We start from the raw sequence: 18801 nt of genomic DNA, 5'->3' as shown, positions 1-18801 counted from the left end.
ATCTAAAAAAGATTTCGACGTAATCCGTATCTTTTTTTCTTTTTTCCAAAGAAATGTTGACACTTCTCGTTTGACCTTGTATGATAAGAGACGTTGTGCTCGAATTACACAATTCCAGCAGTCAACTATTCGTCTTGGCGGCGTAGCTCAGCTGGCTAGAGCGTACGGTTCATACCCGTAAGGTCGTGGGTTCGACCCCCTCCGCCGCTATACATTAAAAACCCCTTGCATTTATTGCAAGGGGTTTTTTTCGTTAAAATTAAAAGCGTATGCTTAACAAAAGTCTGTTAAGCATACGCAATAGGGCAGAACATAAATTTGATTCAAGATTGAAACAGACAGCAAGTTATCCTCTTCTTGCGCCACGGCCACCGCGTTTAGACTCTGTAGCTCTCTTCAAGGTAGAAAGACGTTCTTCACTATCCTTCATGAATTTTGCCATCTTCTGTTCAAAATTCTCTGGTCGTTCAAAACTTGGCTTACTGCCTTGTCGAGGTCGCTGAGGACGCTGAGGACGTTGCGGACGTTCCGACTCAGGTTTTGCCTTACGGATGGAAAGGCCGATTTTACCGTCTGCTCCCACATTCATCACTTTAACTTCTACCATATCACCGACTTTTAAATGGTCATTTATATCTTTGACATAATTGTCAGCTACTTCACTAATATGGACTAATCCTGTGGATCCGTTCGGCAATTCAACAAATGCCCCAAAATTTGTGATCCCGGTTACCTTACCCTCTAACTTGCTGCCTACTTCAATTGACATAAAAAAAATGCTCCTCCTTAAGTTTTAAGCGGCCTTTAAAAGTGCCTATCAACCATATTGGCATTTCCTGCAATTTGCAGGCTCCTACTTATATTATAGCCAACAAAAAAAGAGTGTCAATACGACTACTCTTTTCTCGTCTCTTTTTCTGACGATTTCTTCTTGTCAGGAATGGAAAATATAATTTCATTGGACTCCGAAAGGAAGTACTCTTTACGTGCGAGTTTGGCGATATATTCTTCGTCATCCAACTTTGCCAGCTGCTTATTCAATTGTTCTTGTTCTGTTTTCAAATCCTTTAGTGTCGCGATTGCTTCTGTCTTTTCTTGTTCTTTTGCGGCCAGCAACTTCTTTTGACCGGAATACATGTTGAATAAACTGCCAAATACAATACACATTAGAACAGCGAAGACGATTAGGCGATTTCGCAAACGCTTTTTTTGTGCTTGCTTCCAATTTTCTTTTTTCTGCATGGAGCGCACATATTCAGTTTCGATTGATGTGACTTTCCTAGCTGTTGGCTTCTGTGGTTTATTCATGGCGCACACACCTTTCTTCCCCGTATACACTATTATTCTCTATTATATAGTACTCTACCTTTTTTTTGAAGGAATTTCCCGGCGGTCTTAATTAATCGGACGATGGGTGACGTAATAAATGTCAGGATTGAAACGAAAATCCGGATAATTCGTTGAACGATTAATAACAGGAACCTGATCAAATACCAAATAGGCCGGATAATGACTAGTAATAGCAATCTACCGATAAATCGAAATGGGTAATGGAAGATGGCTGCATAGAGCAGCATACCGCTGATTTGTGCGACTGGATCATACATCCGCCAAGCCCCATCCCTTACTAACACCAATATCCAAAAAGCACCTACCCCTATAAATATCCAGACCGCCAATTCAAACCAAAATGCACGTCTTCGAATAAATGAGCGTTTATCGCACGCGGCAATAATGCTTCCGAATAAATCCATGATGACTCCAGCGGCAATACCTGTCCCGATCATCGCTAGTAAACTGAAGAACTGGACGGATAGGCTCATCCGAATAATTTATGGAGAAAATTGCGTGATCCTGTTTCTTCTTCGTCGTATTGCAATGTTGTGACAGAGCCTTCTAAAGTTAGCAACCCCTTGTCCACATCTAAATGTACAATACGCAATTCCTCCCCGCGAATTTGCAGTACCCCTTGCGATGTTCGAACGAGAAATTCCTCCTGATCGAATCGATCAATCGTTTTTACAGAGGTAAGGTCCATTCTCTTACGATTTCGCATGGTTACTACATGGTCTCCTGATGGAATTGTATACGTAGAACTGTCTGTTTGAATTTGCATATGCGTCCCCCTTTTCTAGTGCGTTCCCCATATCTTATGCGGCGGCCTAATAAAACATGACAGGAACTTTTCTTGAGAATGGCTAATCTGCATGCAATGTGCAGATTGTGATCTGTCGATTTCCGTTCCAGAAGGGAGACGCGCCAAAATTCCGTTGGACCGAACCAAAATGCGACCGAAATGCACCAAAACCTTTCTGGAACGAACATTAATCAAACTACAACGAGCCAAAATAAACGTAAAACAAACCAAACCAGCCGCTAACCGCACATTTCCTAAATACTTTAACTTCCGATGATGAACAACCAGCCTGCTCATACAAAAAGGCAGCCTGCCGCGGCTGCCTTTTCGATCCTTCTTATCTATTCAGTCTTCATCATCCACAAATTCAGGTTCCACTTTTTCAAGGCGCTCTTCGCTGAGAATGGTATACATTGTAGCTGCGTCATCTTTTTTAGTTGAGTCTTTTAATTCATTTACAGTTGCGGTGACGATCTTTTGGCCGAAACGGATAGCCAGTTCATCACCCGGTTTTACATCGGAGGAGGCTTTTGCCACTTTTCCGTTAATGGTTATTCTTCCTTGATCCGCTACTTGTTTCGCCAATGTACGGCGTTTGATAAGGCGGGATACTTTCAAAAATTTATCGAGTCTCATTAGATTCTTCCTTTCGTTTAGCTTCCTGCCAGAATTCCTCAAGTTGGTCTAGAGAGTAGGCGGAGAAGTCTCCATTCCCCTGCTGGACACAATGTTCGACATGAAGGAAGCGAGATTTGAACTTTTCATTGGCATGCCACATCGCTTCTTCTGGGGAGATTTTCAAGAATCTGGCTACGTTGACAATTGTAAATAGCACATCACCAAGTTCATCCAGTTGGCGGTCTTTTTCTCCGTTACGTACTTCCTCCTGAAACTCTTGCCACTCTTCTTGAAACTTTTTAAAGGCGCCTTCTATATTCGGCCAATCAAATCCTACCTTAGCGGCAGACTTCTGATAGTTAAAGGATGTCAGCAACGAAGAAGCATAGCGTGCCTGGTCTTCCAATAGAGAGGTCCGCTGCGGCTTTTCTTGCTCTTTGATTGCTTGCCAATTCGTCAGCACTTCCGCTGTTGTGTCGGCCTCTGCTTGTCCAAATACGTGAGGATGGCGACGAATCATTTTCGCTCCAATTGACTCCAAGACGTCTTCTATAGAGAAATACCCGTTGTCTTCCCCAATTTGCGCATGCAAGAAGACTTGCAGTAAGACATCGCCGAGCTCCTCGATGATTGCCTCGTCGTCTTCATTGTCAATCGCTTGAATCAATTCATACGACTCCTCAATCAAATAACGTTTCAATGTCTCGTGAGTTTGTTCCCGATCCCACGGACAACCATCTGGTGCACGCAGAGCGGCAATGATTTCACGTAATGAACTCCACTCTTTCAACCGCTGATCGCGTTCAAGTATTGGCGGCACATAGATCGTTGTAAGATTATTCAAGGTCATCGCCCGATCTAGCTCGAACAGCGGCAACGTAGTCAACTTTTCATCAGCCGATCCGGCAGCCGTCACGATTGTCACCAAATGCTCATCGGGATACTTCTCCATCAATGATAGCTTAACATCCGAAGCGACGAACGCATCGTACACTTGCCCTACCAATACATGCTGGTCCATCCGTATATCATCCCGCTTCAAATCTGTCCCGTCGAGCAGTTGGAATCCTTCAATTGGATCAATACGCAAGGCAGTAAAAATCGGATCCAAGAAACTGCTGCCGCCAGCTATATACAATTCAATTTCACCGGCCTGCTCTTTCTCAATTAATAATTGAACGGTTCTTTCCGCCACGAGCGGATGTCCAGGCACGGCATATGTAACCAGCTGTTCCCTGCTCATTTCAAGCAAGTTTTCGACAATCGTCTGATAAACATCTTCAAACGCATCCTTCGCTTCATAGATTGCATCGAAGCTTTCCATTTGCAAGCCTTCCGAACGCAGCTGGCTCACAACAGGATGTTCTTCCGTCCTGATTACCAGACGTTCGGCCTGTTTCAATAATCGATAGGTACCAAGCGACAGTTGATCCAAATCGCCTGCACCTAATCCGATGACTGTTATCTTTCTCACATGCTTCACCTTCTATTTTTAGTTAACCATAGTTGAACAATTGCCAACCGCTTTCCAAACGGCAGTAAGTACCATTCTCTTTCATTCATTATACGTGATTTCAAGATGACGAACAGAAATATGATCGCCCCGATACAGACAGCCGTCATTGCTGTCAGAGTCGCACCCCATCGTGATGGAAGTCCATCAAACAACCAAAGATCGCATACGAGCACCCAAGGAATAAGAATCACTGCCATCGCACCTGCCGCATTCAAAAGTACAATGTAAAAGCGACTTGATGCCAACGGAAATTTCCAAAACCGCTTGAAGTATATTATCAATAACACTGCGACGAACGCGAACGCGAAAGCACCTGAAACTGCCGCCCCTTCAATGCCATACTGTCGAACCAATGGTGGTGTCGCAGCCAACTTAATCAGCACACCGAGTACCAACAACAAAAGTGGTCCTCGTACTTTGCCACTTCCCTGTAAAATAGCCGTCAACGGCAAAATTATCGACAACCACAATATCTGAATAGAGAAAATGATGAGCGCTACGGAGCCTGTCCTTGTTTCAAACAGCATTTCATTGACAAAAGGCAAGACCAGCACCAGTCCAATCGTTGCAGCCCAGCCAAATAAAATGGATGTACGAAACGTTAAACTAATGAACGGCAACGCTCCACGTCCCTGTTGTTTGGATGCATGATGTGCAATCAATGGAACAAGCGCAAGCGCAAGCGTTGACGCCAATAGGATACCCATCTGTGCGAGCGGTTGCCCTCGATCATAGATGCCCTTCATTGTCATTGCTGTCTCACTCGTGAAGCCTGCTTGCATTAATGCATTGTAGACCGTAAAAGAGTCCACCAATTGAAACACCAGTAATATTAATGAACTGGCACTTACGCTAACGCTGATCTTCGTCAAATCCTTAACCACTTTCCACGGTTGCACAGCGACTAAAGGGGCTCGTTTTCTCTGCACAAAGAACCAAGTGAGAATGAAAACCCCTGCCACTTCTCCAGCTATCGCTGCCCACATCGTAATTTCCCCAATTTTGTAAAGCGAAGTTCCCGCTCTCACCGCCAGCCAAGTACCTGCTAACACGATAACAACTCGAAATAACTGCTCAGATACATTGGAAATTGCAACAGGTATCATTTGTCCTTCCGATTGAAAGACACCTTTCAGCACGGCCAAAAATGGCAACACCAATACAATATAGGATCCTGTCTGCAATACGGGCGCCAAAGCTGAATCGCCCATCAGATCCGCAAAAAAAGAAGAACCTGTACGCAGCAATAGAAATATCATTGCCGACAATATGAGTAAATAAGCGAGCGAGACACGCAGAATTCCACGCGACTCACCTGGCCCTTTACTTTCTGCAAGCATTTTTGAAACAGCTACCGCAAATCCCGAGGACGTCCAAACAATAAATATCCCGATAAACGGGTACACTTGCTGATAAATATAAAACCCTTTATCTCCAACTAGATTTTGAAAAGGCACTCGATAAACTGCGCTCAATACTTTGACGATGATGGCGGCAATCGTCAAAATCGAGGCACCTTTCATAAACGACTTCATATTCCACTTTGTCAACGCCATACACGCGCCTCTTTCATTCATTAATGACTTCTAGTATACCATTTTCGCTTGCAATACTAGAATAAGCGCGTAATTGCAATCATTAAAATGATGGCGCCGCTCATGAACGTTCCAAATTGCCCTACTGTCATTCTACCAATGCGAAACTTTGCCAATCTAGCACCTAATACGACACCAACCCATAACGTCAAATAACTTCCAACTGCCGCCGATAGTGCGATGGCAATCGGGGATAACTCCAGCAGACCGGCTCCGATTCCATTGGTCAAGGCGTTTGCCGACAGGGCAACACCTAACAGCAGGGCCTCCCCTATGCTAATATGCGAAGACCCGTCAAAGTCCATTTTCTCCGGCTCCCCTAAAACGCTTGTTTGCCGTTTTTTCTGTTGCCGAAGAGCGATCACCATGATTCGTATCCCAATAATGCTTAAAACTGTAAATGCTACGAGATCAGGAAATTTTCCTGGCAACAATTCCGCCAGCCACGTACCCGACACCATACCGATCAAACTAAACAGTAAACAGATAACAGCAACTAACAAGTTAGAAATAGCAGGGATACGAACTCGCTGCACCCCATAAGAAAGCCCAACTCCGAAATTGTCAATGCTTGATGAAATTGCAAAACCTGCGATAAGTAGCCAAGTCATACCGTTCCTCCCAGCCTATAGGTTTTATCATACTATACGTATAGAAGGAAAGCGGCGTGTGTGCGCGGGTCAAAAGTTATACGTACATATTAAAGACCAGTCTTTCTCTTAAATGGAGAAAAACTGGTCGGTATAGTAAGTTTTATCGGGTTGGTAGTACGATTTCTTTAGCAACCGAGACATTTGTGCGCATTGCCGCCTTGCCTACTGCATGTGCCACAATTGGAGCGACTCGGTCATCAAATGGGTCTGGAATAATATAATCCTCGCGTAAATCCTCTTCTTTTATTAAATCTGCAATCGCATAAGTTGCCGCAAGCTTCATCTCTTCATTGATCTCTGTCGCTCTCACATCCAATGCTCCACGGAAGATGCCCGGGAAAGCTAAGACGTTATTGACTTGGTTTGGATAGTCTGAGCGCCCTGTCGCGATAATTCTAACACCGTATTCTTTAGCTAATTCAGGCTTTATCTCAGGTATTGGGTTTGCTAAACCAAAGACTATCGGCTCAGGGTTCATACAGTCAATCAATTCCTTCGTAAGCAAGTTTGCGACAGAAACTCCTACAAAAACATCTGCACCTTTCATGGCATCTTCCAATGTACCCTCTAGCTTTTCACGATTTGTAATACGGGACATTTCATGCTTTACACTGTTCATGGAGAATTCTCGGCCTTCGTAAATAATCCCTTTCGAGTCACACATGATAATATTTTCAAAGCCCATACTTAGCAGAAGTTTTGTAATGGCTACGCCTGCTGCACCTGCACCATTTAATACAATTTTAACCTCATTACGTTCCTTCCCGACCAATTTTAACGCATTGATTAATCCAGCCCCTACTACAATTGCAGTACCGTGCTGATCATCGTGGAAAATTGGAATATTGCATTCTTCGCGTAATCTTTGTTCAATTTCAAAACAGCGGGGAGCAGAGATATCTTCTAAATTGATTGCACCAAATGTTGGGCTCAGCGCTTTTACGATATTGACAATTTCATCTGTATCTTTTGTATCCAGACAAATCGGAAATGAATCAATTCCAGCAAACTGCTTTAGCAATAATGCCTTACCTTCCATGACAGGCAATGCAGCTTCTGGACCGATATCTCCCAGGCCAAGTACAGCAGTTCCATCTGTGATAACCGCCACTAAATTACCTTTAATTGTATATTCATACGCAAGTGAAGGATCTTTAGCTATTTCTACACATGGTTCAGCTACTCCCGGAGAATACGCCAAGCTTAAATCCTCTTTATTTTCCAAAGGCACTTTTGAAATTGTCTCCATTTTTCCATTGTGAATTTTATGCATGTGTAAAGAAGATTTGTATCGCCTATTCATAAAATATCTCTCTCCCTATCCTGTTAAATTGGTGTTGATCTGTGTTGGTAGTGATTATAAGCGTAAACGTAAAGCAAATACAAGGGGGAATATTCTATCAACTCGGAAAGTTTGAAATTGGTAAGCGTTTACATTGCCTTTGTCAAGGGTTTTCTAACGACTTAAATTTTTTTAAAAAAAGTTTTGACTTTTGCTCTATTTCGTAGTATGTGAAAACCTTCACTTTTGATTTAGCTTATGTGAAATTTTTCACGTATAGGCATGTGAAAAGATTCACTTATACATAAATTTACATGTGAATTTTATCATATGAGTAGTATGTGATAAATTTCACTATTATATAGAAGGAAAAATTTAAAGGAAAATGAAATTCACAATCAATTACGCCTCGGCGTAATTGCGTCCAGATCTTGAATTGTGCTTGCACAATTAACTCCTCTCAAAATCTGAGACATCCGCCGGAGGCTTTATCTTTTTTTAGCGAGCGTTTGAACACCCACTGAACAGGAAATAAAACCACATCCATCTCATCACCTATAGAGGTGAGAGTCTTCTGCTGAATAAAGATAAAAAACTCACAAGCAACCGGAAAGATGCTGTGAGTTTTAATTAAAGATTTGATACTTTTTGTATTCAATTAACTTTCCATTTGTTTAGCTAAAAAGTTTGCTGCAGTTTCAGCAGCTTTTTGTTCGGCCTCGCCGACAAAATGAACTTTTGACAATAAATATACCGCCCCAATAGCATCACCGTTCGCGATAATGGGTGCAATGCAGTATGATTTCACTTGTTCAATTTGGCCTGGTACCCACTCCACTGACTTTTCATGCTTTTCAGTAATGACCGTCCTGTCGTTTAGTATTTCTTCACAAACAGGCGACAGTTGACGATTCATATAATCCTTTTTAGATAGACCTGCGACCGCCAGCATTTCATCCCGGTCACTAATCAAAGCAGGCGTGCCAAGTGTTTCATAAAGTGTTTCTGCATATTCCACTGCAAACTCGCCAAGTTCAGAAATAGGTGAATATTTTTTTAAAATAACTTCTCCTTCTCGATCGGTGAATATCTCTAGAGGGTCTCCTTCACGAATTCGGAGTGTCCTCCTAATTTCTTTGGGGATGACCACTCTTCCTAAGTCATCAATTCTGCGGACAATACCCGTTGCCTTCATGTATAATGCCTCACTTTCTCGAAATGAAATGTATTTCTAGAAGTAGTATGCATCATATATGGTCATTTTATGCAATCTAGGATTTACACGGCATCAGTAGTACGGACTTCCTTTGCCGTCTCTTGCATGGTTTGCACCATTTCTTCAATCATGTCGAATTCAGTAAACTTTTTGGACTTCTTTTCATTTACCGTCACAATAATTTGTCCATTTTCAAGTGTCAAACCGACAGCATGACCAAATTTTAATGAATGTTCCATGAGCTTAGCACCATCCGCACGTGACGTACCTTCCTCAGACAGCCTGATTTCTACAACGTCTTGCACTTTCTTAATAGATTCCACACCTGCAATACGTCCCCACGCCTTCATACGACCGACCCGTAACAACAAATCAGCTTCCAACGGCATATCACCGAAACGGTCAATCATCTCATCAACCAATTCCAAGTAATCCTCATTACTTTCAATCGCCTTCACTCGTTTGTACATTTGAATCTTTTGATAGCCATCCTGTATATAAGTTTCAGGCAAGTAAGCATTGATTGGCAGTGAAATTTCGACGTCCTGCTTCTCTTCTTTTACGATTCCTGTCTGTCGTTCCTCAATCGCTTCCTGCAGTAATTGTGAATAAAGGTCGAAGCCGACGGAATCAATGAAACCGTGCTGTTGTGAACCTAATAAATTCCCTGCTCCCCGGATCGATAGGTCACGCATCGCGATTTTGAAGCCCGAGCCGAGTTCCGTAAATTCTTTGATTGCTTGAAGGCGGTTTTCCGCCACTTCCGTCAGCACTTTATCGCGCTGGTACAACATATAACTATAAGCTACACGATTTGAACGCCCGACACGTCCACGCAATTGGTAGAGCTGCGACAGCCCCATCCGATCGGCATCATGCACGATTAGGGTGTTGACATTAGGTATATCAATACCCGTTTCAATAATGGTCGTCGTGACGAGTACATCATATTCTCCTTCCAGGAAGCTCATGATAACTGCTTCCAGAGCAGCTTCTCCCATTCGCCCATGAGCAGATGCTATACGCGCCTCTGGCACCAACTGACGAATTTCCTCCACTTTCCGATCCATCTCTTCAACCCGGTTATACAAGTAAAACACTTGCCCTCCACGACCCATCTCTCGTTCAATCGCTTCCCGCACTAATCCAGCGTTATGTTCCATGACATATGTTTGAACCGGGAAACGGTTGGAAGGCGGGGTTTCGATGACGGAGAGATCACGAACACCAACCATCGACATATGCAATGTTCGCGGTATCGGTGTAGCCGTCAACGTCAATACGTCTACATTCGTTTTCAGTTGCTTAAGCTTTTCCTTATGCGTCACACCGAAGCGCTGCTCTTCATCGACAACGAGCAATCCTAGATCTTGATATACAACGTCCTTCGAGAGTAAACGATGTGTTCCAACCACAATATCGACTGTGCCGGCTTTCAAGCCTTTAATGGTTTCATCTTGCTGTTTTTTCGTGCGGAAACGGTTAAGCACTGACACAGTTACCGGATAATCGGCGAACCGCTCCTTCATCGTTTCAAAATGCTGTTGAGCCAAAATTGTCGTCGGCACTAAAAATGCCACCTGCTTACCATTTGTGACTGCTTTAAATGCAGCTCGAATGGCGACTTCCGTTTTTCCATAACCAACATCCCCGCATAGCAGCCGATCCATCGGTCGTTCTCTTTCCATGTCTTTTTTGATTTCTTCAATAGATTGCAGTTGGTCTTGCGTTTCTTCGTAAGGAAAAGCATTTTCAAAGGAACGTTGCAGATCATCATCCTCACTGAAGGCAAAACCTTTTTCTGCTTCCCGTTTGGCGTAAAGTTTGATCAAATCGTCTGCAATATCCTGAATTGCTGCTGTAACTTTACGCTTGGTCTTCGTCCATTCTGCGCCGCCAAGCTTATGCAATTTTGGCTCCTTTTCACCTGAAGCCACATATTTTTGGATTAAATCAATTTGGTCGGCAGGTACGAACAGTTTATCATCGCTTCGATAACGAATATCCAAATAATCTTTTTGCAGGCCACCTACTTCTAGTGTCACGACACCGTAGTACTTGCCGATCCCATGATGGACATGAACGATATAATCGCCTGGTTTAATTTCCGAATAGCTTTTAATTCGTTCAGCATTGGTTATTTTAGGCGGGCGCGCTTTCCGTTTTGGCTTCCCTGTAAACATTTCTGCATCCGTAATGACCGCTAGTTTTTGAAATGGCAATTCAAATCCTACGGACAAGTCTCCCTCAATGATTGACAGAGTGCCTTCTTTTGTAGGTTGGCCATTCACCGCAGCTTCTATGTCATATTCTTGTAAAATACCTTGGATCACATTCATCCGCTCAGTTGAAGCTGCTAGAAGGAATACATTATAGTTTCCTTGTTTCCAACGTTCGATTTCATTTTTCAATAGCGGCATTTGTCCATGGAATTGCTGCATTGGTTTGCACGAGATGGCAATGGACTTTTTAATTGTGAACCCTGGCACCACACGTGTGAATAAAGATAAATAGAGACGCAATTGCTGGATTTTGCCAAGCACGTAATCGTACTTCCAAGATAGCTTTGTATCATGCAGCATTTTACCGTCTTCTAGCATCGCCAACTGAAATTCTTGTTCTTCTGCTTCCAATGTCGCAACGCTCTCTTGTATACGTCCCAATTCATCAAACACGATGAGACCATTCGATGGGAAGTAATCAGTCAGCATAGAATTGGCTTCAGATGAAAAGGAGACATATTTCTTCATCGTATCTGGCACAATGCCATCCTTCATCAGACCGACGTCTTCCATAATCGTCGTCAGTAATTGTTGTTGCAGATCTTCACTTTTAATTTTTGTTAAGCTGTCGCCAAGTGCTTGTTCTACTTTACGTGACACTTGCAGTAGCTCTTCAGGAGTCCAAATAAATTCTGTCGCGGGTAACAACGTAATCTTTTCTAACTTTCCCGTAGAGCGTTGGTCTTCTGCCGAAAATGTACGAATCGAATCTATCGTAGTATCAAATAGCTCAATTCGAACGGGATCTTGTGTAGTCAACGGATAAATATCCAATATGCCGCCACGCAACGCAAATTCACCTGGCGCACTCACCAAGTCGTTACGGATATATCCCATAGAAACGAGCTTTTCCAGCCACGCTTCTATGTCAATCTCTTCGTCTGTCTGAGCAGTGACATAGTGGTTCAACCAGCGTTTCTTTGTAGGTAAAAGCTTTCTAAGGCCCGCGACCGGCGTAATATAGATGCCGCTTCCTATTCGTGCCATATGATCTAATGTCTCAATCCGTCCTGCCCGTAATTCGTAACTGGCAAATGAAAAGTCGGCAGCTACAAGTTCTTCCGCTGTGTATAAATGCACATGCTCATCACCGATCATTTTGACCAAGTCATCATAAGTTCGCTGCGCTTGCAGCATATTCGGCGATACGATCAGAACCGGCCGCTCAAGTGACTGCTGGATTACTTTAAAGAAGACGGCCTTAGAACCGCCGGAAAGGCCAGTTATCAACTGCTGGCCTTGGCCAGCCTGCAAGTCATCCAGCAGACCCTGAATCTCTTTTTCTTCTAAAAACAGCTGATCTATTACTCCCAATTAACTAACCCTCTCTATATATCAATTATAACTTCACTCTCAAGTCTAGTTTTCATGTTCGTAGCAGCATGCATTATGCACAAAAAGCTTTGGCTGTAAGCGCCAAAGCATCTGTTACTATTGTAACCATTTCTTAAAGGTGTAATAATCCGGGAACGTCTTTAACGATTGCTCGCAATGTTCACAAATACATCGTACATGTAGCCCGCCATCATGATCGACAGACAGGAACGACTTCTTCTCACCTTCGTCTAATGTCTCAATTTGACTGAGTGTTTCCTTTGCCGCTTCGAATGGAATAGAACCGATTTCCGTATTACAGTGATTGCAAGAATAGCGGATCACGCACTCTTCACCTTCCTTTTTCAAAGTATAGGCAAAGAATTGCAACGTTATGCTTAAGAACCGTTAAATTTATTCATCACTTCAATAAATGGCGTCTTTTGCCATTCCTCACAAGCATCGGCACTTTTTTGGACTGCCTCTTCGATTAAAGGCTGCTCGTCCGCACTGAAAGGAGCCAACACATAATCGGAAACCTTCATTCCGCCTGAAGGACGGTCGACGCCGATACGGATTCGATTAAACTCAGTTGTTCCTAAATGAGCAATCAATGATTTCATTCCGTTATGACCGCCAGCACTTCCTTTTTGACGAAGACGTATTTTTCCTACCGGCAGATCCAAATCATCGTATAGGACGACTATCTCTTCGTCATTTACTTCGAAAAAGTCAGCCAATGGGCGTACACATTCGCCCGACAAGTTCATATACGTCATCGGTTTCAGCAAGATCACTTTACCTTGGACGGTATGTACAGTTGTGTATTGTCCATTGAACTTTTTCTGAAACGCAGGTGCTTGCAAGCGCTTTGCCAACTCATCAATTACTTGGAATCCAATATTATGACGTGTTTTTTCATACGTTTTTCCCGGATTTCCGAGTCCGATTATTAATTTCATTTGCTTCTCTTCCTTTTCTAAACGTTCTCTATATGCATAGAAAAGGAGCGCACGGTACAAACTCGTGCGCCCATTTCGTTATTTATTCGTCTTTTTCATCGCCAATTACTTTGGGTTCCGCACCTTCACCAGAATCAGTTGCTTCGTCCAGTGCTTCCATTTCTGCTTCTGTACGAGGAGCTGATACGAGTACAAGTGTATCTTCATCCTCATTCAAGATCTCATATGCTGCTTTCGCGCGGACATCGCTAACGAGTAGCGTATCCCCAATTTCCAGCTCTGAAACGTCAACATCGATGGATTCTGGAATGTCAGAAGGCTTAACACGGATCGTTACTTCACGGATCGGCTGTTGCAATGTACCGCCTTGTTTTTCACCGGGCGATTCGCCAACCAGATTAATAACAACTTCAACTTCAAGTTTTTCTGTCATATTGATCGATAAAAAGTCAGCGTGTGTAATATTGCCTTTTAACACATCAGATTGATAATCATTTAACACGACATTTACATCTTTGCCGTCTACGTTCAACTTGATTACACCATTTTTCCCTGTCTCGCGAAGCGTATCAATCAAATCACGCTCTTTTACCGCGATTGGCGTGCTTTCTGTTTCGTAACCATAGACTACGGAAGGAATCCACCCGTCATTTCGTAATTGTCTTAGTGTCGTTTTGTCAGGTTCTCTTAAGTTCGACTGCATTGTGTTCATTTGTATAGTCACCTTTCCTTTAAAAAAGTTTTTTCTACCTCTTGAAACATTCAATATCAGACGACATCAGGTAACTTGTCATCAATCAAACAAAGTGCTTACGGACTTCTTCTCAAACACGCGAATAATTGCAGATGCCAATAGCGGTGCAATTGATAGCTGTTTGATTTTTGGAGATTGCTTAGACTCCGGCAATTCGATGGAATTTGTAATAACCAATTCCTTAATCTTGGAGTTGTTTATCCGTTCAATTGCAGGACCGGATAAAACTGGATGTGAACAACAAGCATACACTTCTTTCGCTCCACTTTCAATTAAGGCGCTCGCTGCAATCGTAATTGTTCCAGCCGTATCGATGATATCGTCAATAAGAATAGCTGTTTTGCCCTCAACATTCCCAACAATATTCATCACTTCCGCTACATTCGGACGCGGACGACGTTTATCAATGATCGCGATTGGTGCTTTCATTCGATCCGCCATTTTACGTGCTCTTGTAACACCACCATGGTCAGGTGATACGATGACAAGGTCGTCTAATTCTTGGCTTTGGAAGTATTCAGTCAAGATTGGCTCAGCAATTAAGTGGTCAATCGGAATATCAAAGAAGCCTTGAATCTGAGGTGCATGCAAATCTACAGCGATGACACGGTCAGCACCCGCTTTTTCCAATAAATTCGCTACTAGCTTAGCTGTGATTGGCTCACGTGAGCTAGCCTTACGGTCCTGCCGTGCATAGCCATAATAAGGCATCACTACATTAATCGTACGCGCAGAAGCACGCATCAAGGCATCTAACATAATGAGAAGTTCCATTAAGTTATCGTTGACTGGGTTGGAAGTAGATTGGATGACAAACACTTCACAACCTCGAATGCTTTCGTCGATATTGATTTGGATTTCTCCATCACTAAAACGTTTGACTGAGCATTTACCTAGAGGTAGTCCGACTTGCTCCGCTACTTCTTGTGCTAGTGGTTCATTCGCAGTTAACGAAAAGATTTTCAGTTTGTCGTTCGGATAATGATTTGCCATGATGGCCCTCCTGTTAGTTGGGTAAGATTAGTTTTTTACATATCCTTCTTTATTTTCTTGGCGAACACGCGCAATTGCAAGTGAATTTTCTGGAACATTTTTTGTAATAGTGGATCCAGCAGCTACAATAGCATTTTTTCCTACAGTGACAGGAGCTACTAAATTAGCGTTACAACCAATAAAAGCGTCATCCTGTATCTCTGTCTTATGCTTATTTTTACCGTCATAATTAACGGTAATCGTGCCGCAACCCACATTTACATTCTTGCCAATTTCGGCGTCCCCAATATAGCTGAGATGGGATACCTTACTGTCGTCGCCAAGCTGGGATTTCTTCACTTCTACAAAGTTGCCGATCTTCACATGGTTGCCCAATTGAGTTTCCGGACGTAAATGTGCAAACGGACCAACTGCTGTCTGCGAGCCCACTTGGCTATCACGAACGACAGATGAATGAATTGTTGTTTGATCGCCTACTGTACTATTTTGTAAATGACTATTAGGGCCGATCACACAGTTTGAACCAATTTTCGTTGACCCTTCGATCACTACACCTGGCTGGATGACAGTGTCTCGGCCAATTTCTGCGTCAGCACTGATCACAGTCTGCTCCGGATTGATGATCGTTACACCGTTGCGCATATGTTTCTCTGCAATGAGGCGACGCATTTCTTTTTCGGCTTGCGCTAATGCAACACGATCGTTGACGCCCAATGTTTCATGGAAATTTGGCGTCGTGTAAGCCGAAATGCGCTGTCCTTCTGATTTCAAAATACCTAATACGTCAGGAAGATAATACTCACCCTGTGCATTGTCGTTATTTACTTTTTTTAGTGTTTCAAACAATGCCCGATTATCAAAACAATAAGTTCCTGTATTAATTTCCTTCACGTTACGCTCTTCATCATCGGTATCCTTATGTTCGACGTTTCGCAATACGTCGCCGTTCTCTGCGCGGATGATTCGTCCATAGCCGGTCGGGTCATCTGCGATTGCAGTAAGTATTGTAGCTTTTGCTTCTGTTTGATGATGATGGGCAAGTAACGCTTTCATTGTCTCGCTGCCGATTAACGGTGTGTCTCCGCAAACGACAAGAGTGGTGCCGTCAAGATCGCCAAGAACCGATCCGGCTTGTTGCACAGCATGTGCGGTACCAAGTTGCTCTGCCTGTAACGCATATTCACTTTTGTTTCCTAATGCTTGTTCTACCGTTTCCGCGCCATGACCAACAATGGTGACGATCCGGTCTGAATCTAGATCTCGAATATGGTCAATCACATGCTCTACCATTGGTTTACCGCAGACTGGGTGAAGCACTTTATATAAATCGGACTTCATTCGAGTCCCTTGTCCTGCAGCCAGGACGATAGCATATGTCTTTGTCATCTGCCAGCCCCCATCCTTAATTCATTATTGACTATATCGGAAATGATCGCTTTTTTCAAGCATATCCCCTTGACAATTACATTACTTTCTTTTATCATTAATAATCTTTTGGCAAATTTTATATTCATAGAAAACCACTATGAATTTTTAAGATTGTTATAATAGTAAACGTACTTTATCGACCATCTTTTTACTAACAGGAGTGATTTGGGTATACCCTCGTCTTTTCTTATTGAAACCAAAAGGCCATCTACTCAAATAGATGGCCTTTTGCTTAAAATAGATATGAAAACGCTTTCTTATAACTGGCAAATTTATAGTGCAGCTTCTTCAAGTACCCCCTGTTGTTCTCCTACTTGATGATATGCCGCTAGAATCGCTTCTTGTACTTTTGTTCTTGCGTCCGAGTTAATCGGGTGCGCGACATCACGAAATTCTCCATCCGGCGTACGTTTACTTGGCATTGCTACGAATAATCCGTCATTCCCCTCTATGACCCGGATATCATGGATGACAAACTGATCGTTCAGCGTTATGGAAGCAATTGCTCTCATTCTGCCTTCGGTGTCTACCTTGCGTAATCTTACATCTGTGATCTCCATTTTCCCCACTCCCTTGTTGTCTATTCTTCACAATGTACTTATTCTAGGTCATCTGGTAAAATTCCTCTTTTTACCCAGAATATTTGTGTTGATTCTATAATACTCGTTTTCTCTACAGATTAAAATAGAATTTTTATGAATTTTTTTAATATCTATACAATAAGGTAAATTAGCTGTTCACGTTCAGGGTCCATGCTGATATTCTAGCCCGCTAAGATTAAAATAAGCGGTCCATTGTCCTTTAAGAGACATTACATGGAACCGCCTGCCTACATAAATTATGATTTGCAAATTGCTACTGCTTCAATTTCGACTCGTACGTCTTTTGGCAGACGCGCTACTTCTACTGTAGAACGCGCGGGTTTATGGTCACCAAAGTGTTCTGCGTAAACTTCGTTCAACGCGGCGAATTCGTTCATGTCTTGAATGAACACCGTCGTCTTGATAACTTGTTCCATACTTGTACCTGCTTCTTCTAATATTTTACGAAGATTGACCAGTACTTGATTCGTTTGCTCAACAATTCCGCCTTCTACAAGTTCGCCTGCCGCTGTCAAAGGGATTGCTCCAGACGTATAGACGACACCATTCACCTTTACTGCTTGTGAGTAAGGGCCGATCGCCTGCGGTGCTTGTTCGGTTTTTACATATTCCATGTTTGGTTTCCACCTCTCGTAAAGTAATTTCCTTCTTCTAATTCAATCTTTCTGTGTTTCTCATCTACTGCATGAAGTTTGATCAGCGATAGATAGTCATCCACCAAAACTTCTTCCAGATGTTCAGCTTCGACTAATACCGCTACGCCACCCAGTTCACAATTAAACTCTTCCAAAAGGCTTTTCATACCTTGTATCGTACCGCCGACTTTCATGAAATCATCCGTCAGCAAAACTTTTTGACCGCTTTGCATACTCCTTTTCGACAGAACCATCGTTTGGATCCTTCGAGCAGAACCCGAAACATAATTAATGCTCACCGTGGATCCTTCTGTTACTTTGCTATCACGACGAACAACGATTACAGGGACATTCAGATGGCGCGCAATGGCGTGTGCAATTGGAATTCCCTTCGTGGCAACTGTCATGATCGCATCAATTTCCGCATCGAAAAATGCAGTGGCGATCACTTTGCCAATACGATCAAGAAATTTAGGGTTACCCAATAGGTCTGTCATATACAAATAACCGCCAGGAAGAAGACGATCTGATTTTCTCAGCTCATCCATTAAGGAATGTATCACGTCTTTCCCTTCTTCTTCACTAGCTAAGGGAATATATTTAATACCGCCTGCTGCACCGGAAATGGTCACTAGTCGCCCGGTCCCACTCTCTTCGAAAGTTTCTTTCAGAATACCTAGATCTTCACTGATCGAAGATTTCGCTGCAGCATATCTGTTAGAGAAAAACGTCAAAGAAATGAGTGTGTGCGGATTTTCCAGCAGATGGCGCGTCATATCGACCAGCCTTTCACTTCTTTTCCACTTCATACTAC

At 42.9% G+C, this 18801-nt stretch carries 19 protein-coding genes and 1 tRNA gene; 1 reads left to right on the top strand and 19 read right to left on the bottom strand.

The features are described 5' to 3' along the window. The first annotated feature begins 136 nt into the window (after positions 1-136). Positions 137-210: transfer RNA gene (locus MKY93_RS00370), tRNA-Met, on the top strand. A gap of 136 nt (positions 211-346) precedes the next feature. On the opposite strand, the gene MKY93_RS00365 is transcribed toward MKY93_RS00370, so the two are convergent. The 19 genes from MKY93_RS00365 to purR form a co-directional block, all read right to left on the bottom strand. Further along, a complete protein-coding gene (locus MKY93_RS00365; protein WP_009499440.1) occupies positions 347-769 on the bottom strand; it encodes a S1 domain-containing RNA-binding protein in 423 nt (140 codons plus the stop codon). Between the two features lie 125 nt (positions 770-894). Further along, entirely contained in the window at positions 895-1308 is a 414-nt protein-coding gene (locus MKY93_RS00360) for an FtsB family cell division protein (RefSeq protein ID WP_078818829.1), read from the bottom strand. Between the two features lie 32 nt (positions 1309-1340). Beyond that, positions 1341-1823 (bottom strand): spore cortex biosynthesis protein YabQ, encoded by a 483-nt coding sequence (yabQ, locus tag MKY93_RS00355; RefSeq protein WP_221837373.1) that lies wholly within the window; start codon positions 1821-1823, stop codon positions 1341-1343. Next, positions 1820-2116, bottom strand: coding sequence for a sporulation protein YabP (yabP, locus tag MKY93_RS00350; protein WP_009499437.1), 297 nt, complete (start codon positions 2114-2116; stop codon positions 1820-1822). Before yabP ends, yabQ begins: the two co-directional genes overlap by 4 nt. Before the next feature lie 366 nt (positions 2117-2482). Continuing rightward, entirely contained in the window at positions 2483-2773 is a 291-nt protein-coding gene (locus MKY93_RS00345) for an RNA-binding S4 domain-containing protein (RefSeq protein ID WP_078818831.1), read from the bottom strand. Then, positions 2760-4229 (bottom strand): nucleoside triphosphate pyrophosphohydrolase, encoded by a 1470-nt coding sequence (mazG, locus tag MKY93_RS00340; RefSeq protein ID WP_340757786.1) that lies wholly within the window; start codon positions 4227-4229, stop codon positions 2760-2762. The genes MKY93_RS00345 and mazG overlap by 14 nt, the downstream gene beginning before the upstream one ends. 5 nt (positions 4230-4234) lie before the next feature. After that, positions 4235-5848: a putative polysaccharide biosynthesis protein gene (locus MKY93_RS00335; protein ID WP_340757784.1), complete on the bottom strand. Its 1614-nt coding sequence runs from the start codon at positions 5846-5848 to the stop codon at positions 4235-4237. A gap of 35 nt (positions 5849-5883) precedes the next feature. Further along, a complete protein-coding gene (gene ytaF, locus MKY93_RS00330; protein WP_340757782.1) occupies positions 5884-6477 on the bottom strand; it encodes a sporulation membrane protein YtaF in 594 nt (197 codons plus the stop codon). A gap of 142 nt (positions 6478-6619) precedes the next feature. After that, on the bottom strand, positions 6620-7822 hold the full coding sequence (locus MKY93_RS00325; RefSeq protein WP_340757780.1) for an NAD(P)-dependent malic enzyme: 1203 nt from the start codon (positions 7820-7822) through the stop codon (positions 6620-6622). Positions 7823-8459: 637 nt separating this feature from the next. Further along, positions 8460-8996, bottom strand: coding sequence for a stage V sporulation protein T (gene spoVT / locus MKY93_RS00320; RefSeq protein ID WP_009499430.1), 537 nt, complete (start codon positions 8994-8996; stop codon positions 8460-8462). Between the two features lie 83 nt (positions 8997-9079). Then, positions 9080-12613, bottom strand: a complete 3534-nt coding sequence (mfd, locus tag MKY93_RS00315) for a transcription-repair coupling factor (protein ID WP_340757778.1) — start codon at positions 12611-12613, stop codon at positions 9080-9082. 117 nt (positions 12614-12730) lie between these two features. Next, positions 12731-12958 (bottom strand): anti-sigma-F factor Fin, encoded by a 228-nt coding sequence (locus MKY93_RS00310; protein ID WP_009499428.1) that lies wholly within the window; start codon positions 12956-12958, stop codon positions 12731-12733. A gap of 53 nt (positions 12959-13011) precedes the next feature. Then, complete coding sequence (gene pth, locus MKY93_RS00305; RefSeq protein WP_040760055.1) at positions 13012-13575, bottom strand: aminoacyl-tRNA hydrolase; 564 nt, start codon at positions 13573-13575, stop codon at positions 13012-13014. 82 nt (positions 13576-13657) lie between these two features. Beyond that, entirely contained in the window at positions 13658-14278 is a 621-nt protein-coding gene (locus tag MKY93_RS00300; RefSeq protein ID WP_340757772.1) for a 50S ribosomal protein L25/general stress protein Ctc, read from the bottom strand. A gap of 90 nt (positions 14279-14368) precedes the next feature. Further along, positions 14369-15322 (bottom strand): ribose-phosphate diphosphokinase, encoded by a 954-nt coding sequence (locus tag MKY93_RS00295; RefSeq protein WP_009499423.1) that lies wholly within the window; start codon positions 15320-15322, stop codon positions 14369-14371. A 27-nt stretch (positions 15323-15349) separates the two neighbouring features. Further along, complete coding sequence (glmU, locus tag MKY93_RS00290) at positions 15350-16708, bottom strand: bifunctional UDP-N-acetylglucosamine diphosphorylase/glucosamine-1-phosphate N-acetyltransferase GlmU (protein ID WP_078818836.1); 1359 nt, start codon at positions 16706-16708, stop codon at positions 15350-15352. 314 nt (positions 16709-17022) lie between these two features. After that, positions 17023-17310, bottom strand: coding sequence for a septation regulator SpoVG (gene spoVG / locus MKY93_RS00285; RefSeq protein WP_078818837.1), 288 nt, complete (start codon positions 17308-17310; stop codon positions 17023-17025). Positions 17311-17588: 278 nt separating this feature from the next. After that, the gene (locus MKY93_RS00280; RefSeq protein WP_009499417.1) at positions 17589-17966 is read right to left on the bottom strand and encodes a RidA family protein; all 378 of its coding nucleotides are present in this window, start codon (positions 17964-17966) and stop codon (positions 17589-17591) included. Then, positions 17954-18796, bottom strand: a complete 843-nt coding sequence (purR, locus tag MKY93_RS00275) for a pur operon repressor (protein WP_009499416.1) — start codon at positions 18794-18796, stop codon at positions 17954-17956. The genes MKY93_RS00280 and purR overlap by 13 nt, the downstream gene beginning before the upstream one ends. Between the last annotated feature and the right edge of the window lie 5 nt (positions 18797-18801).

The sequence above is a fragment of the Sporosarcina sp. FSL W7-1283 genome (genome assembly GCF_038003105.1).
GTDB classification, from domain to species: domain Bacteria; phylum Bacillota; class Bacilli; order Bacillales_A; family Planococcaceae; genus Sporosarcina; species Sporosarcina newyorkensis.
This window is presented reverse-complemented; position numbering and strand designations above follow the sequence as displayed.

Excerpts from the sequence above, each read along its gene's own strand:
- MKY93_RS00365 (WP_009499440.1), bottom strand. The coding sequence starts at position 769 with ATGTCAATTGAAGTAGGCAGCAAGTTAGAGGGTAAGGTAACCGGGATC.
- MKY93_RS00360 (WP_078818829.1), bottom strand. The coding sequence starts at position 1,308 with ATGAATAAACCACAGAAGCCAACAGCTAGGAAAGTCACATCAATCGAA.
- yabQ (WP_221837373.1), bottom strand. The coding sequence starts at position 1,823 with ATGAGCCTATCCGTCCAGTTCTTCAGTTTACTAGCGATGATCGGGACA.
- yabP (WP_009499437.1), bottom strand. The coding sequence starts at position 2,116 with ATGCAAATTCAAACAGACAGTTCTACGTATACAATTCCATCAGGAGAC.
- MKY93_RS00345 (WP_078818831.1), bottom strand. The coding sequence starts at position 2,773 with ATGAGACTCGATAAATTTTTGAAAGTATCCCGCCTTATCAAACGCCGT.
- MKY93_RS00335 (WP_340757784.1), bottom strand. The coding sequence starts at position 5,848 with ATGAATGAAAGAGGCGCGTGTATGGCGTTGACAAAGTGGAATATGAAG.
- ytaF (WP_340757782.1), bottom strand. The coding sequence starts at position 6,477 with ATGACTTGGCTACTTATCGCAGGTTTTGCAATTTCATCAAGCATTGAC.
- MKY93_RS00325 (WP_340757780.1), bottom strand. The coding sequence starts at position 7,822 with ATGAATAGGCGATACAAATCTTCTTTACACATGCATAAAATTCACAAT.
- spoVT (WP_009499430.1), bottom strand. The coding sequence starts at position 8,996 with ATGAAGGCAACGGGTATTGTCCGCAGAATTGATGACTTAGGAAGAGTG.
- pth (WP_040760055.1), bottom strand. The coding sequence starts at position 13,575 with ATGAAATTAATAATCGGACTCGGAAATCCGGGAAAAACGTATGAAAAA.
- MKY93_RS00300 (WP_340757772.1), bottom strand. The coding sequence starts at position 14,278 with ATGCAGTCGAACTTAAGAGAACCTGACAAAACGACACTAAGACAATTA.
- MKY93_RS00295 (WP_009499423.1), bottom strand. The coding sequence starts at position 15,322 with ATGGCAAATCATTATCCGAACGACAAACTGAAAATCTTTTCGTTAACT.
- glmU (WP_078818836.1), bottom strand. The coding sequence starts at position 16,708 with ATGACAAAGACATATGCTATCGTCCTGGCTGCAGGACAAGGGACTCGA.
- spoVG (WP_078818837.1), bottom strand. The coding sequence starts at position 17,310 with ATGGAGATCACAGATGTAAGATTACGCAAGGTAGACACCGAAGGCAGA.
- MKY93_RS00280 (WP_009499417.1), bottom strand. The coding sequence starts at position 17,966 with ATGGAATATGTAAAAACCGAACAAGCACCGCAGGCGATCGGCCCTTAC.
- purR (WP_009499416.1), bottom strand. The coding sequence starts at position 18,796 with ATGAAGTGGAAAAGAAGTGAAAGGCTGGTCGATATGACGCGCCATCTG.